At 70.3% G+C, this 14,105-nt stretch carries 19 protein-coding genes; 9 read left to right on the forward strand and 10 right to left on the reverse strand.

Annotation, left to right across the window (positions count from 1 at the left end; genetic code table 11):
• Together DJ021_RS14680 and DJ021_RS14685 are read left to right on the forward strand one after the other, a co-directional pair.
• Nucleotides 1–741 carry a phosphoadenylyl-sulfate reductase gene (locus DJ021_RS14680; protein ID WP_111458256.1) on the forward strand — a complete coding sequence of 247 codons (741 nt, stop codon included), beginning with the start codon at nt 1–3 and terminating at the stop codon, nt 739–741.
• Nucleotides 742–767: 26 nt separating this feature from the next.
• Nucleotides 768–1,586 carry a ferredoxin--NADP reductase gene (locus DJ021_RS14685; protein ID WP_111458257.1) on the forward strand — a complete coding sequence of 273 codons (819 nt, stop codon included), beginning with the start codon at nt 768–770 and terminating at the stop codon, nt 1,584–1,586.
• Here DJ021_RS14685 and DJ021_RS14690 read toward each other — a convergent pair.
• Nucleotides 1,583–2,125: an AAA family ATPase gene (locus DJ021_RS14690; protein ID WP_165837233.1), complete on the reverse strand. Its 543-nt coding sequence runs from the start codon at nt 2,123–2,125 to the stop codon at nt 1,583–1,585. The two genes, DJ021_RS14685 and DJ021_RS14690, sit on opposite strands and share 4 nt — an antisense overlap.
• 86 nt (nt 2,126–2,211) lie before the next feature.
• Nucleotides 2,212–2,691: a 3D domain-containing protein gene (locus tag DJ021_RS14695; protein ID WP_243626045.1), complete on the reverse strand. Its 480-nt coding sequence runs from the start codon at nt 2,689–2,691 to the stop codon at nt 2,212–2,214.
• Nucleotides 2,692–2,880: 189 nt separating this feature from the next.
• Here DJ021_RS14695 and DJ021_RS14700 point away from each other — a divergent pair, with 189 nt between their 5' ends.
• The 3 genes from DJ021_RS14700 to DJ021_RS14710 all read left to right on the forward strand — a co-directional run bounded on the left by DJ021_RS14700 (nt 2,881) and on the right by DJ021_RS14710 (nt 5,002).
• Nucleotides 2,881–3,465, forward strand: a complete 585-nt coding sequence (locus DJ021_RS14700) for a glutathione S-transferase family protein (RefSeq protein ID WP_111458259.1) — start codon at nt 2,881–2,883, stop codon at nt 3,463–3,465.
• A 74-nt stretch (nt 3,466–3,539) separates the two neighbouring features.
• Nucleotides 3,540–4,547: a phospholipase C/P1 nuclease family protein gene (locus DJ021_RS14705; protein ID WP_111458260.1), complete on the forward strand. Its 1,008-nt coding sequence runs from the start codon at nt 3,540–3,542 to the stop codon at nt 4,545–4,547.
• Nucleotides 4,547–5,002 (forward strand): NUDIX domain-containing protein, encoded by a 456-nt coding sequence (locus tag DJ021_RS14710; RefSeq protein ID WP_111458261.1) that lies wholly within the window; start codon nt 4,547–4,549, stop codon nt 5,000–5,002. The genes DJ021_RS14705 and DJ021_RS14710 overlap by 1 nt, the downstream gene beginning before the upstream one ends.
• Here the strand turns inward: DJ021_RS14710 and DJ021_RS14715 are convergent.
• Nucleotides 4,999–5,466 carry a low affinity iron permease family protein gene (locus DJ021_RS14715; RefSeq protein WP_111459125.1) on the reverse strand — a complete coding sequence of 156 codons (468 nt, stop codon included), beginning with the start codon at nt 5,464–5,466 and terminating at the stop codon, nt 4,999–5,001. The genes DJ021_RS14710 and DJ021_RS14715 overlap by 4 nt on opposite strands.
• 77 nt (nt 5,467–5,543) lie before the next feature.
• Here DJ021_RS14715 and folD point away from each other — a divergent pair, with 77 nt between their 5' ends.
• Entirely contained in the window at nt 5,544–6,452 is a 909-nt protein-coding gene (folD, locus tag DJ021_RS14720; RefSeq protein ID WP_111458262.1) for a bifunctional methylenetetrahydrofolate dehydrogenase/methenyltetrahydrofolate cyclohydrolase FolD, read from the forward strand.
• Here the strand turns inward: folD and DJ021_RS14725 are convergent.
• Genes DJ021_RS14725 through DJ021_RS14740 form a run of 4 tightly spaced genes read right to left on the reverse strand, consistent with a single transcriptional unit; the run spans nt 6,449 to nt 9,979 of the window.
• Entirely contained in the window at nt 6,449–7,093 is a 645-nt protein-coding gene (locus DJ021_RS14725) for an ABC-type transport auxiliary lipoprotein family protein (protein WP_111458263.1), read from the reverse strand. The genes folD and DJ021_RS14725 overlap by 4 nt on opposite strands.
• Nucleotides 7,090–8,028 carry an MlaD family protein gene (locus DJ021_RS14730; protein ID WP_111458264.1) on the reverse strand — a complete coding sequence of 313 codons (939 nt, stop codon included), beginning with the start codon at nt 8,026–8,028 and terminating at the stop codon, nt 7,090–7,092. Before DJ021_RS14730 ends, DJ021_RS14725 begins: the two co-directional genes overlap by 4 nt.
• A complete protein-coding gene (locus DJ021_RS14735) occupies nt 8,028–8,813 on the reverse strand; it encodes an ABC transporter ATP-binding protein (protein ID WP_424444204.1) in 786 nt (261 codons plus the stop codon). Before DJ021_RS14735 ends, DJ021_RS14730 begins: the two co-directional genes overlap by 1 nt.
• 38 nt (nt 8,814–8,851) lie before the next feature.
• Nucleotides 8,852–9,979 carry an ABC transporter permease gene (locus tag DJ021_RS14740; protein ID WP_111458266.1) on the reverse strand — a complete coding sequence of 376 codons (1,128 nt, stop codon included), beginning with the start codon at nt 9,977–9,979 and terminating at the stop codon, nt 8,852–8,854.
• Nucleotides 9,980–10,273: 294 nt separating this feature from the next.
• Between DJ021_RS14740 and DJ021_RS14745 the strand changes: the two genes are divergently transcribed.
• Genes DJ021_RS14745 through DJ021_RS14755 form a run of 3 tightly spaced genes read left to right on the forward strand, consistent with a single transcriptional unit; the run spans nt 10,274 to nt 11,883 of the window.
• Nucleotides 10,274–10,597, forward strand: coding sequence for a hypothetical protein (locus DJ021_RS14745; RefSeq protein WP_111458267.1), 324 nt, complete (start codon nt 10,274–10,276; stop codon nt 10,595–10,597).
• Between the two features lie 39 nt (nt 10,598–10,636).
• Nucleotides 10,637–11,161, forward strand: coding sequence for a YdcF family protein (locus DJ021_RS14750; RefSeq protein WP_111458268.1), 525 nt, complete (start codon nt 10,637–10,639; stop codon nt 11,159–11,161).
• Entirely contained in the window at nt 11,158–11,883 is a 726-nt protein-coding gene (locus DJ021_RS14755) for a DUF72 domain-containing protein (RefSeq protein WP_111458269.1), read from the forward strand. The genes DJ021_RS14750 and DJ021_RS14755 overlap by 4 nt, the downstream gene beginning before the upstream one ends.
• A 10-nt stretch (nt 11,884–11,893) precedes the next feature.
• Here the strand turns inward: DJ021_RS14755 and DJ021_RS14760 are convergent, their stop codons facing one another.
• From DJ021_RS14760 to DJ021_RS14770, 3 genes are read right to left on the reverse strand one after another with little or no spacing between them, the layout of a single operon-like run.
• A complete protein-coding gene (locus DJ021_RS14760) occupies nt 11,894–12,817 on the reverse strand; it encodes a hypothetical protein (protein ID WP_133255036.1) in 924 nt (307 codons plus the stop codon).
• A 31-nt stretch (nt 12,818–12,848) separates the two neighbouring features.
• Complete coding sequence (locus DJ021_RS14765) at nt 12,849–13,583, reverse strand: MIP/aquaporin family protein (protein WP_111458271.1); 735 nt, start codon at nt 13,581–13,583, stop codon at nt 12,849–12,851.
• A complete protein-coding gene (locus DJ021_RS14770) occupies nt 13,580–14,104 on the reverse strand; it encodes an arsenate reductase ArsC (RefSeq protein WP_111458272.1) in 525 nt (174 codons plus the stop codon). The genes DJ021_RS14765 and DJ021_RS14770 overlap by 4 nt, the downstream gene beginning before the upstream one ends.
• Between the last annotated feature and the right edge of the window lies 1 nt (nt 14,105).

Consider the following 14,105-nt stretch of genomic DNA (forward strand, 5'->3'; position numbering starts at 1 on the left):
ATGGCCTACGACACTATGGCGCGTCCTTCGACGCTGGCCGCCCGGCTCGACGCCGAGCTGCGGCACGCCCATCCGCGCACCGTCATTCAGGCGGCGGTGGAGACGCTTGGCGACAAGCTGGCCCTGGTGTCGTCGTTCGGGGCGGAGTCCGCGGTGCTGCTGGACATCGCCGCCAAGGTGAAGCCCGACCTGCCGATCCTGTTCCTCGACACCGGCATGCTGTTCGGCCAGACCCTGGACTATCGCCGCGCCCTGGCGGCCCAGCTGGGCCTCACCGACGTGCGCGACCTGCGTCCGCACTACCAGGATCTGGCCACGGTCGATCCGCAGGCCAAGCTCTGGCAGACCGACACCGACGCTTGCTGCCACGTGCGCAAGGTGCTGCCGCTGGACCGGGCGCTGGCCGAGTTCGACGGCTGGATCACCGGCCGCAAGCGCTTCCACGGCGGGGCGCGGCTGTCGCTGCCGGTGGTCGAGCAGGCCGGCGAGCAGGTGAAGTTCAACCCGCTGGCCAATTGGACCAAGGCCGACCTCGACGCCTACGCCGCCGAGCACGAGCTGCCGGCCCATCCTTTAGTGGAGCAGGGCTTCCCCTCGATCGGCTGCTGGCCGTGCACCAAGCCGGTGGAGCAGGGCGAGGATGTCCGCGCCGGACGCTGGGCGGGTTCGCAAAAGACCGAATGCGGCATACATCTGGCGCGCGCTCCGGGCGCCGTCGCCGACGTGGGCGGCGACATCTGAGCCGCGCGTGAGAGAGCTTTTGACCGATGAATGATGTTTCCGTAGCGCCGCAGCCCGCCCTGAAGGCCAGCGGCGCCTTCTTTCTCGAGACGGTGACCTGGGTCCAGCACTGGACGCCCAGCCTGTTCTCGTTCCGCACCACCCGCGACCCGGGGCTGCGGTTCGCCAGCGGCCAGTTCGTGATGGTCGGGCTGATGACGCCGGAGGGCAAGCCGCTGGTGCGCGCCTACTCGATCGCCTCGCCGGCCTGGCACGAGGAGCTGGAGTTCTATTCGATCAAGGTGGCCGACGGCCCGCTGACCTCGCGCCTGCAGAACATCAAGGTCGGCGACCAGGTGCTGATCGGCCGCAAGCCCACCGGCACCCTGGTGCTGGACGGCCTGAAGCCCGGCAAGCGGCTCTACATGCTGGGCACCGGCACGGGCCTCGCGCCCTGGCTGTCGCTGGTGCGCGATCCGGACGTCTACGAGCGCTTCGACGAAGCAATCGTCACCCACACCGTGCGCGAGGTCGCGGACCTGAACTACCGCGACCTGCTGGAGCACGAGCTGGGGCGCGACCCGGACCTCGGCGAGCTGATCGGGCCGAAGCTGCGCTACTACCCGACCGTCACGCGCGAGCCGTTCAAGACCCAGGGCCGGATCACCGACCTGATCGAGAATGGCAAGCTGTTCGAGGACCTGGGCGTCCCGGCGTTCGATCCGGCCGTCGACCGGGTGATGCTGTGCGGCGGTCCCTCGGTGCTGGCCGACCTGAAGCAGCAGTTGCTCGACCGCGGCTTCGTGGAGGGCTCGATCGCCAAGCCCGGCGACTTCGTGCTCGAGAAGGCCTTCGTCGAAACCTAGGCGGCCAGCCGCTTCGCCGTCTGCAGGACGAAGCGGGCGCGTTCCTCGGGGCCCGCCCGCGGGACGTCCACGCCCTCATAGCCGAACTCGGCGAGCAGCCGCTTGACGTGCCCGTAGGTCCGCTCGGCCTCGGCGAAGTCCTGCTTCCGCTCGCCGTCGGTGCGGTAGATCTCCGCCCAGGGTGGAAACAGGAAGGCGTGGCGGTTGTAGCGGCGGGCGCGGGCGGCGGCGAGCAGGGCCGCGGGGGGATCGAAACCCTGCCCGAAACTGTCCAGGACGCCGCGATCGAAGAACACCCGCCGGGTCTCGCCGGAGAGGCTGTCGAACCGGGCGATGTCACGCTCGGCGGTCAGCGTGCAGTAGGCCGCGTGGTCGGCCCAGGGCAGGGCGCTCCCGCCACGGGCTGCCTGGTCCCGGATCACCGCGCGGTGGGTCTCGGGGATGCAGACCTCACCCATCGCCGCCAAGCGCTCGATGACGGTGGTCTTGCCGACGCCGGGTCCGCCGGTGAGCAGGAAGAAATTCGGCTTGTGGATCAAAGGCTTTCCTCCGGAACATGCGGGATCGCGCCAGCTGGCGCGGCGGCGTGCAGTGCTCGGGGGAAGGTGGTCTCGTCGACCGGCCGTTAGTTCGGCGGGCAGCCCTTGAACTCACCGACCTTGATGGCGGTGAGGGTGGCCAGGTTCAGGGCCCGCAGCGCGCCCATCGAGCCGGAGCCGGCCCCGGTGAACAGGTCGATGCGCTTGCCCTTGATCGCGCCGCCGGTGTCGGAGGCGTACCAGTAGCCGTCGTGGACGGTGCCGTCGGGCATCTTCAGGCCGACGGTTTCCTTGATGAACAGCACGCTGCGCTTGGGGATCAGGGCCTTGTCGACCGCGACGGTGCGCATGGCCACGACCTTGCAGCCCAGCGAGTCGAGCGCGCCAACGCCCTTGGCGCCGGCGTGGTAGAGGGTGGCTTTCACGTTCCAGCCGGGAGCGCCCGGCATCGTCCCGGTGACCACCGACATGATCATGTCGCCGATGGGATCGGAAGTCGCGGCTTGCGCGTTGGACCCAAGCGCGAAGAGCGAGAGGGCGGCCAGGGCGGCGAGGCGGCGTCGCAAGACGGCGTCCTCCTTCGTCGTTGAACTGGTAGCAAGCTGAGTCTTACCGGCTCGGGGCGCCAGGGGCAACCCTGGAGCTTGGCGGCGCGGCGGCCTGTGAGCATTCCTGATAGCCGGTCGCAAGCCTCTTCGCTTGCTTCCACTCGGCGTTTCGGCTCCTCATCCCTCCCGCAAGACGGGGGGCGGCTCATGAAAATCTACGGCGACTCGATCTCGGGAAACTGCCTGAAGGTCAAATGGACGGCCGACTATCTCGGCCTGCCGTACACCTGGATCGAGACGGACATCCTCAAGGGCGAGAGCCGCACGCCCCAGTTCCTGGCGCTGAACGCGGCGGGCCAGGTGCCGGTCGTTGTGCTCGGCGACGGACGTCCGCTGGCCCAGTCCAACGCCATCATCCTGCACCTCGCCGAGGGCTCGGACCTGATCCCCGCCGACGCCTACGAGCGCGCCCGCATGCTCGAATGGCTGTTCTGGGAGCAGTACAGCCATGAGCCCTACGTCGCCGTGGCCCGCTTCCATGTGCGCTACCTCGGCAAGTCCGCCGCCGACCTGGACCCGCGAATCGTCGAACGCGGCGCAGCCGCGCTGGCGCGGCTGGACGAGGCGCTGGCGGATGGACCCTTCCTGGTGGGGACGGCGCCCACGCTCGCGGACCTATCCCTCATCGCCTACACCCGCGTCGCCCACGAGGGCGGCTTCGATCTCGCCCGCTATCCGCGGGTAGAGGCCTGGGTGGGACGGGTGGAGGAGGCGCTGGGGATCGCCTCCTGAGCGCCAAGGTGAAGCTTTCGCGATCCCGGTGAAGCCGGCTTGCCTTGGGCCGGAGAACCTCGCAAACGGGACATATGAAACGTCTTGTGACCTTCGCCCTGATGGCCGCCGTCGCCGCGGCTCCGTCGGCGGCGCTCGCCTGGGGCTCCACCGGCCACCGCATCATCGGCGAGACCGCCGTCCGCGCGCTGCCGGCCGAGGTTCCGGCCTTCCTGCGCACGCCGCAGGCCGCCCGCGACATCGGCGAATTCTCCCGCGAGCCCGACCGCTCCAAGAGCGCCGGCAAGGTCCACGACCGCGACCGTGACGCCGGCCACTTCCTCGACATCGACGACGCCGGCAAGGTGCTGGGCGGCCCGACGCTCGCGGCGCTGCCGCCGACCCGGGCGGACTTCGAGACCGCGCTGCGGGCCGTCGGCCAGGACAGCTGGAAGGCCGGCTACCTCCCGTACTCGATCGTCGACCGCTGGCAGCAGCTGGCCATCGACTTCGCCTACTGGCGGGTGCTGAACGCCGCCGAGGCCAATCCCGCCTGGGCGGCGCACCGCGACTTCTTCGTCGCCGACAAGCGCCGCCGCGAGGCGCAGATCCTCGAGGACGCCGGGGCCCTGTCGCACTTTGTCGGCGACGGCAGCCAGCCGCTGCACCTGACGGTGCACTACAACGGCTGGGGCGACTTCCCCAATCCCGGCGGCTACCCGACCGCCCACCTCCACGGGCCCTTCGAGAGCGATCTCGTGCAGGCGACCGTCCGGCCTGAGGCGGTGGCCGCCCAGGTGGCGCCGCTGAGCATTTGCCAGTGCACGATCGAGGCGCAGACGGCGGCCTATCTCGCCGACACCGCCAAGCTGGTCGAGCCCTTCTATCAGCTGGCGAAGGCCGGCGGCCTCGACCCTGGCGATCCGCGCGGGCCGGCGCTCGCCACCCGGCAGATCGCGGTCGGCGCCTCGGAGCTGCGCGACATGATGGTGGAGGCGTGGCGGGCGAGCGCCACCCAGACCGTCGGCTGGAAGCCGGTCGCGGTGGCCGATGTGGTGGCGGGCCGGATCGATCCCTATCCGGCGCTCTACGGCATCGACTGATGGCGGTCCCCCAGTTCGGCGTCGCAGAGCCCGGGCGCGCCTATCCCGACCGGCCGGCGGCCTTCGTCATCGTGGCGCGCGCGGGGAAGATCGCCGTGGTCCGTGTCGCGCGCCGGAAGGGCGGCTGGCGGCTGGACCTGCCCGGCGGCGGCCTGGAGCCCGGCGAGGCGCCTGCCCAGGCGGCTGTGCGCGAGTGCGGCGAGGAGGCGGGCCTGCGGGTGGCGGTGGCCGAGCCCTTCCTTCACGCGGACCACTTCTTCGTCAACGACGAGGGTCAGTCCCACAACACCCGCGGGAGCTTCTTCTTGGGCCGCCTGCTGTCCGAAGACCCGGCGCTGAAGATCGAGGACGACCACACCCTGGTGTGGATGGAGGCCCACGAGGCGCTCCGGACCCTCGATCGCGACGCCCATGCCTGGGCCGTCGCGGCCTGGCTCAGGCGGGTGAAGCGCTAGCCCGCGGCGCGGGTCCGGGTCTTGGCCCGCCCGGTGGCGCGCTTGCGGGCCTGTCCGATTTCCTGCTTGCGGTTGCGGCTGGCCCGCGCCTCGGCCCGCTGCACGACTTCCGGGCGATGGCTTTCGCACTCCGCCAGGATGTCCTCGAGCTCCTGGTCGGAGAGGTGCTCGATGCCGATGAACTCGTTCTTGGCCTGGGTCACCCGGATCAGCTCGTCCAGCTTGGCCTGCAGGGCGGCGTTGTCGCGGTTCTGGGTGTTCTGGATCAGGAAGACCATCAGGAAGGTCACGATGGTCGTGCCGGTGTTGATGATCAGCTGCCAGGTGTCGGAGTAGTGGAAGACCGGGCCGGTCGCGGCCCAGACGACGACGATCAGGCAGCAGGCGAGGAAGGTGAGGGGGCGGCCGGTCCAGCGGGAAACGCCGCTGGCGATCTGGGCGAACGCCTCGCTGAATTTGCTCATCGGAACGGACATGTCTTTTCGTTGGTTTGCGCGACCCAGCCTGAACGGCTAGTGCGGGAGCCTGTTCCGGAGGGACCATGTCCGAGCTTGCCTCTTCCCCAGCAAAGATCATCGACGGCAAGGTCTACGCCGAGCGGTTACGCGCCGAGGTGGCCCGCGAGGTCGCCCAGTTGAAGGCCGACCATGGCCTCCAGCCCGGCCTCGCCGTGGTGCTGGTGGGCGACGATCCGGCCAGCCAGATCTACGTCCGGTCGAAAGGCGAGCACTCGCTGGCTGTGGGCATGCACTCGGTCACCCACCGGCTGCCCGGGGACACCCAGCAGGCCGAGCTGATGCGGCTGATCGCCGAGCTGAACGCCGACCCGCTGATCCACGGCATCCTGGTGCAGTTGCCGCTGCCGAAGCACCTCGACGAGCGGGCGGTGCTGGCGGCCATCAATCCCGACAAGGACGTCGACGGCCTGCATGTGGTCAACGCCGGACGGCTGGCCAGCGGCATGCCGGCGCTGACGCCCTGCACGCCGCTGGGCTGCATGATCCTGCTGCGCGAGACGGTGGGCGACCTGTCGGGACTGCGCGCCGTGGTCGTCGGCCGCTCGGTGCTGGTCGGCCGCCCGATCGCCCAGTTGCTGCTGCAGGCCGACTGCACGGTGACTATCGCCCATTCCCGCACCCGCGACCTGCCGGCCGTCTGCCGCGAGGCCGACATCCTGGTGGCGGCGGTGGGACGGCCGCGGATGATCCGCGGCGACTGGATCAAGCCGGGCGCGGCGGTGATCGACGTCGGCATCAACCGGGTGCCGTTCGACGACCCGGCGAAGGCCGCCGCGGGCCGCACCAAGGTGGTCGGCGACGTGAACTTCAAGGAGGCCAGCCAGGTCGCCGGCTGGATCACGCCGGTGCCGGGCGGCGTCGGCCTGATGACCGTGGCCGTCCTGCTGCAGAACACCGTCACCGCCGCCCGGCGGCTCCAGGGCCTCGCCTAGGTCAGCGAGCCGTCGGTCCAGGCGACCACCTTGCCCAGCACCTCGGTGAGCGCCTTGTCGTAGGCGCCAACGATGGCGCCGACCCGGTTGTTGTCGGCCGGGACGCGCGCTTCGAAGATCTGCTCGCCGACCACGGCGTTGTTCTGGCTGCGGGTCAGCTGCGCGCGAACACGCACCACCACCGTCGGCGCGGCCTTCTCGCCGGACTCGTAGCGGGTCTCGAAATCCCGCACGTCGAGCCGCAGGGCGTAGTCGCTGTGCGCGGGCTCGCCACGCGAGACCAGCCGCGCGCGGCCGCCGTGGGCGTCGAAGGCGTTCAGCACCGCGGCGTCGAACAGCACGGCCGCCGGCGCCACCCAACGGGCCTGGGCGATATAGGCGGCGTGTTCGCCGGTGATGGTCAGAATGCGGTCGCCGGCGGATTCCTGCTGGAAGACGCCGCTGGCGCGGAACACCCCGATCGGCGCGGCGCCGGCCGCCGCCGGCCCCGTCGCCGGCGGGGCCTGATGCTGGCCGAACCGGTAGAGCTGCGCCGGCTTGCTCTTCGGGAGCAGCGAGATGCAGCCGCTGAGCATCAGGGCGCAGGCGCCGACGGCGGCCAGCCGCAGGAGGGTGGTCGGAAGGCTGTTCGAGCGGATCATGGCTTCACCTTCACTTCTTCGGCGGCCGGCTTGCCGATGGCCCCCGTGGGGTTGGCCTGGATGTCGTTGACGAGGCGCGACAGGGACTCTGCGGCGGTCTGCAGCTGGATCACTGCGGCGGTGATCTGCGGCAGGCCGTTGTTGGCGAAGTCCGTGGTCGGGCCCTGCAGCTTGGCGATCATGCCTCGGGCTTCGCTGGCCGTGGCCTTGGCCTCCTCGGCGGCGTCGGCGACGTTCTTCATGGTCCGGCGCCCGTCGGTGTCGAGGATCTGGTTGCCGGTCTTGGCGAGTTCGGTGACCTGCTGGGTCGCGGTGTCGACGTCCTGCAGCGCCTTCTGGGCGTCGGCGATGATCGCCTTGCGCTCGCGCACCTCGGCAGTGATCGCCTGGGCGTCGGAGACGGTGGCGGAGAAGTTCTTGATGTTCTGGTCGGACAGCACGCGGTTGATCCGGTCGAGCGCCTCGATGGTGCGGGTCAGCACCGTGCCGCCGCCCTCCAGCAGGTCGGACAGGGCGCTGCGCTGGCTGCGGATGACCGGGATCTTGTCCTTCGGCGTGACGTCCTTCAGCAACGGCTTGGAGGGGGTGCCGGCGGTGATCTGGATGTAGTTGACCCCGGTGATCCCCTGCGGCTCCAGGGTGGCGTAGGAATCCACCCGAATCGGCACGTCGGACGTCACGCGGGCCTGCGCAAGCACCCGGCTGGGGTTCGTGCGGTCGAGCGCGATCTTGGTTACCTCGCCGACCTTGATGCCGTTGAAGTGCACCTCGCCGCCCTGGTTCAGGCCGCGCACGGGACCCTGGAAGAGGATCTCGTAGATGTCGTTCTCCTGGGCGAACTGCAGCCGCGCCAGCCAGACGACGAAGATCACCAGGCCCAGGAACAGGATCAGCGATGAGAGGCCCACCAGGGCGTAGTTGGCGTTCTTTTCCATCAGGCCTCCGTCTTCGCCTTGGCCCCGGCGGCGCGACCGCGGGGACCCAGGAAATACTCGCGGATCCAAGGGTGGTCCGACTTTTCGAGTTCGCGCACCGTGCCGACCGCCACGACCTTCCTGTCGGCGATCACCGCCACGCGGTCGGTGATCTCGTAGAGGGTGTCGAGGTCGTGGGTGATCATGAAGACGGTCAGGTCAAGGCTGTCGGACAGGTCCTTGATCAGCTCGTCGAAGGCCGCGGCCGAGATCGGGTCGAGCCCGGCGGTGGGCTCGTCCAGAAACAGCAGCTCCGGGTCGAGGGCCAGGGCCCGGGCCAGGCCCGCCCGCTTGCGCATCCCGCCCGACAGCTCCGAAGGCTTCAGCACCCCGGCGTCCGGCGGCAGGCCCACGAGCGCGATCTTCAGGTCCGAGAGCTCGCCGATCTCCTGACGCGACAGCCGCGTGTGTTCGTACATCGGCGCGGAGACGTTCTCCTTCACCGTCAGGTTGGAGAACAGCGCGCCCTGCTGGAAGAGGACGCCCCACCGCCGCTCGATGGCGGTCCAGGTGCGCCGCGAGGCGTATTGGATGTCCTGCCCGAACACCTTCACGGACCCCGCCCGCGGCCGGCGCAGGCCGATGATGGTGTTGAGCAGCACCGACTTGCCGGCCCCGGATCCGCCGACGACGCCCAGCACTTCGCCGCGCTCCACCGTCAGGTCGAGGCCGTCATGGATGATCCGGTCGCCGAAGGCGCTGACCAGGCCACGCACCTCGATCGCAGGGCCCTCGCTGTCGAGCAGGTCCGCGTCGTCGAATTCGTCGTCGTCGCTCGGAGCGCTCAAATGCCGAGCTCCATGTAGACGAGGGCGAAGGCGGCATCGATCATGATGATCGCGAAGATGGCGTGGACGACGGCGGCGGTCACCCGGCGGCCCAGGGACTCCACGTCGCCGCCGACCTCCAGGCCCTGCCGGCAGCCGATCCCGGCGATCACCGCGGCCATGACCGGCGCCTTGGACAGGCCGATCCAGAAATGGGCCACGCCGACGTTGTCGACGATGCGCTGGAGGAAGAAGGCCGGGCCGAGGTCCAGCACCGTCCAGACGACCATCAGCCCGCCGAACAGGCCGGCGAGGGTTGCGACGAAGGTCAGCAGCGGAATGGTCACCAGCAGCGCGGCGAAGCGCGGGAACACCAGGGCCTCGAACGGATCGACGCCCAGGACGCGCATGGCGTCGATCTCCTGGCTCATCTTCATCGAGCCGATCTCCGCGGCGAACGAGGACGCCGAGCGGCCGGCCAGCAGCACCGCGGTGATGATGATGTTGAACTCGCGCAGGACGGCGATGCCGATCAGCTCGACGGCGAACACCTCGGCGCCGAACTGGCGCAGCATGTTGGCGCCCAGCAGGCCCACAACCGCGCCGATGAAGAAGGAGGTGGTGGCGACGATCGGGATGGCGTCCAGTCCGGCGCGCTCCATCTGGGAGACGATCGCCGCCCAGCGGATGCGCTTGGGATTGATGAACAGGTTGACCGCGGTCCGCGCGATGACCACCAGCAGGTGGCCGAGGAAGACCATGGTGTCGAGGCCCTCGAGGGCCACGTCCATCACACCCTTGCCGATGCGGATGGTGAGATCGTGGAAGTCGCGCGGCGGCTCGCGCACCACCGGCTCGACCTGGCGCGCGTCGGCCACCAGCTGCAGCAGGCGCAGGGTCTCGGGCCGCGCCTTCACCTTGGAGAGGTCGAAGCTGTCGCGCGCGGCGCGGATCACCGCGTAGGCGCCGGCGGTGTCGAGCCGGCGCACCCGGCGCATGTCGAGCACGAAGTCGCTGACGCTGCTCAGCGCCTCGGCAAGGGCGGAGCCGGCCTCGCCGACGCCGTTCGCCGTCCAGTCGCCCGCCAGGACGACTGTGGGACGATCCGCCGCGGTGCGGAGGCTGAAGTCGGCGGGTCTCTCCATTTGGGGTGGTTTCTCGCGGGCTCCGGCTCGGGACATATCGCGGCCACGGCGGCGAGTCGCGCTCCCTTTGCGAGAGTGGACTCTAGCAGAGACGGCGCTTTGACCGAACGCATTACGGCCGCGGTTGTTCCTGATGCAACGGCGGCGCGAGGCGGGTCGAACCCATAGTCACGCTCGCGCAGAGGTGATCGCCATGGTTAAGCTAGGCCTACTTTTGGCCCAACTCGACCCTGAAGCATGGTCCGGCGCCCGCGTCGTCGGGGGCATGCGTTTGTTTGAGGCTGGAGAGTGAGTTTGAGTCGCCAGATCGAGCTGGCCGGGAAATCCGGCGCCCGTTACCGCTATACGCCGCTGGAGGAGGAACGCTTCCTGCCGCCGGCCGGCGCCAACTATGTGATCGCTGAGGTCACCTCCGAGGGGGCGACTGTCGTCTATGCCGGCGAAACCGACAACCTCGCCAGCCAGAGCTGGCGCCCGGCGCTGGAAGCCGCGCGGAAGAAGTACGGCGAGGCCAAGATTCTGACGCGACTGAACGTCACACGGGCGGTCCGCGAGGCCGAGCGCGTCGACCTGATCGAAGAACACCAGCCCCCGATGAACCAGGACCGCAGAGGCTGAGGCTGGCGGCGCGGCGCGGTCCGCGCGATCCTTGGCGGCATGGGAAGGGGCCAAACCCTCATCGTGCTGTTCGGAGCGGCGGTCTGGCCTGACGGGCGGCCGTCGCCGACGCTCTTGCGCCGCATCGACTACGCCGCGCGCGCCGCAGCCGATGCGCCGGACGCGCTGATCCTGTGCTCCGGCGCGGCCGGCCGATTCGGCCCCTCCGAAGCCTCCGTCATGGCCGCCGCGCTGATCGCCCGCGGCGTCGCCCCCGACCGGCTCATGCTCGACGAAGCCAGCCGCGACACGTTGCAGAGCGTGGTGGCGACCGCGCGGACGCTGCGCGGGGGCGGCTACCGCCGCTGCATCGTCTGCAGCGACCGCTATCACCTGCCGCGCATCCGCCTGCTGCTCGCCGCGCTCGGCGTCCGCGCCGAGGCGGGTCCGGCCGCGCCGGGGCATGGCGGGGCAGGCCGCCGCCACTGGACCTACATGCGGCTGCGCGAGGCGCTAGCGATTCCCTACGACCTGGCCATCGTCCTGGCCCGCCGGCGCAGCTTGCTGGCCGCTAGGGCGCCATGACGGACGTGCGAATCGGCACGGCCGGCTGGACGATCCCGCGGGCGGTCGCCGAGGCCTTTCCCGCCGGCGGCAGCGGGCTCCAGCGGTACGCCGCCCGGTTCAGCGCCGCCGAGATCAACACCACCTTCTACCGCTCGCATCGCGCGACCACCTACGAGCGCTGGCGCCAGACGACGCCGGAGGGCTTCCGGTTCGCGGTGAAGACGCCGCGGACCATCACCCACGATCGCAGGCTGGCGGACACCGACGGCATGCTCGACGCCTTCCTGGCGGAGGCCCGCCTGCTGGGGCAGAAGCTTGGCCCCGTGCTCGTGCAGCTGCCCCCGAGCCTGGGGTTCGACGCTGCGGCGGCCGGCCGGTTCTTCGCCGGCCTGCGGACGCGTTTCGACGGGCCGGTGGCCTGTGAGCCCCGCCACCTGAGCTGGTTCGACGCCGCGGCGGACGACCTGATGCGAGGGTTCGAGGTCGCCCGGGTGGCGGCCGATCCGGCGCGCCATCCGGGCGCCGGCTCACCGGGCGGCTGGTCCGGCTTCGCCTACTGGCGCCTGCATGGGTCGCCCAGGATGTACTATTCGGCCTATGACGAGGCTTGGCTTGAAGGGCTTGCCGCGCAACTGAGGGCTCATCCGGCTCGCGAGACCTGGTGCGTCTTCGACAACACCACCTCCGGCGCGGCGGCGGCCAACGCCCTGCGGCTCAGGGACCTGATCGGCGGGGGCTAAGGAACGAGCCTCAGACGCATCGGCGTCCCTCCGCCACCTGGGCCTCCTCCCACCCCAGCACCACGCCTCGCTCGGCCAGCCCGGCCATCAGGCGCTGCACGTTCGCGGCGTTCTCGGCGAACCACAGCCGCAGGCCCTCGCACGACAGGTTGTCCTCCGTCATGGCCAGGCCGCCGGCCACCCGCTGGCAGAGCCCTTGCCCGACGAGGCGGTCGGCGTGGCGGCGCACCGTCTCGAGCGGCAGCTGGAGTCGTTCCGCAATGACCCGCACGGGCGCCACAGCCTCCACGCGCCGCTCGGCGCCCACGACCGCGCCGAGCAGCGCGAGCAGGACCAGCGCCGAAATGACGTCCCCGGCCTGCCGCATCAATCCATCGGAGGCGCGGAGCACATAGTCCGCCAGCAGCCGGGCCGCCGCTCGGATCGGCACGTCCTCCGCGGGCGAAAACGTCGTGGGCGGCGGCAGCGGCTCGATCAGCCCCGCCGCGCCGATTTCGACGTAGAAGGCGCGCAGACGCTCGTGCCCGACCACCACGGACTGCACATAGGCCGGCGAGGCGAGGAAGGTCGCCGGAACGACCACGCCATCCGGCCACGTCGCGCAGGCGCCGTCGGCCTCCAGCCGTCTGACCCGGCGCCGAGCGGTCTCGAACGGGATGCCCAGCGAGTCGGCGATCGAACTCACGCTGATCGGCCGACGCTCCTCGTCCGGCGCGGGCGCGTCGAGTTGGCCGTACCGGATCCGCGCAGCTGAATCCCGTGTCAGCGGCGCGATGTTCGCCTGGTTGATCGCGAGCACCAGCAGCGCGTCCAGCGACTTCAGACGGCCGACGCCGTTGGCGACCACATCGAGCAGAAAGGGAAGCGAAAAGCTCGCGACCCTCCAGTCTCGCGGCGTCAGGCCCTCAACCGGTTCTTCGATGCGCGGACTCACCGCCCAATCAAAGCCGGCCTGGGCGCGCGTTTCAACTGGCGTCGTCGCCCGTCCTGGGGACTCTAGCGGCGCGACCATCCAGCAACCAGCGGCATAGAGCGGCCGCGACCAGGGCGCCGGCGAGCTGCGCGGCGATGAACGCCGGCGCCGATGACGGCGCGATGCCCGCGAAGGTATTGCTGAGGCTGCGTGCGAGGGTCACCGCCGGGTTGGCGAACGACGTCGAGCCGGTGAACCAGTAGGCGGCGGTGATGTAGAGGCCGACAGCCATGGGCGTGGCCTCCGGACGCGCCCGCAGCGCGCCCAGGATGGTGAGGATCAGGCCGAAGGTGGCGACCAGCTCCGACCAGGCCTGGCTGGGACCGTCGCGGAGCCGGGTGGAGATCTGCCACAGGGGCTCGGCGAACATCGCATGCGCCGCCCAGACGCCCAGGACGCCGCCCGCCATCTGGACGAGGGCGTAGGCGAGGGCGAGCCGCGCCGGGAGCTCCCGGCGGAGCGCGAAGACCAGTGTCACGGCGGGATTGAAGTGGGCGCCGGAGATCGGCCCGAAGACGGTGATCAGGACCACGAGGCCGGCGCCGGTGGCGACGGTGTTGCCCAGGAGGGCGATGGCGTCGTTCCCGCCGGATAGGCGCTGGCCCATGATCCCGGACCCGATCACCACCGCCAACAGCAGCGCCGTGCCCAGCCCCTCGGCGACCAGGCGTCGGGCGATGCTGAAGTCCTGGAGCGGCGGCTCCAGGCTCGCGTCCGACCGGCTCATTGCGCCGGGACGTCCTTGGTGTTGCCGATCTCCCGCAGCCGGGTCTGCAGGGACATGCGGTCGATGGCCTCGATGGGCAGGTTCAGGAACAGGTTGATGCGGTTGCCCAGCTGCCGACAGGCCTCGGCGAAAGCCGCGCCGATCTCGGCTTCGGAGCCCTCCACCGCCGCCGGGTCGGGAATGCCCCAGTGGGCGGTCATCGGCTTGCCCGGCCAGATCGGGCAGACTTCGCCGGCGGCGTCGTCACAGACGGTGAAGACGAAATCGATCGGCGGGGCGCCCGGCGCAGCGAACTCGTCCCAGGACTTGGAGCGGAAGTCCTCGTCGCGGAATCCCAGGCTGCGCACCAAGGGCAGGGCGTGAGGATTGACCTCGCCCTTCGGGAACGAGCCCGCCGAGAAGGCGCGGACGCGGCCTTCGCCCAGCTTGTTCATCAGCGCCTCCGCCAGGATCGAGCGCGCCGAGTTGCCGGTGCAGAGGAACAGGACGTTGTAGGTATTGTCGGGCGGGGAATCCGTCACG

This window comes from Phenylobacterium hankyongense (assembly GCF_003254505.1).
In the GTDB taxonomy this organism is placed as follows: domain Bacteria; phylum Pseudomonadota; class Alphaproteobacteria; order Caulobacterales; family Caulobacteraceae; genus Phenylobacterium; species Phenylobacterium hankyongense.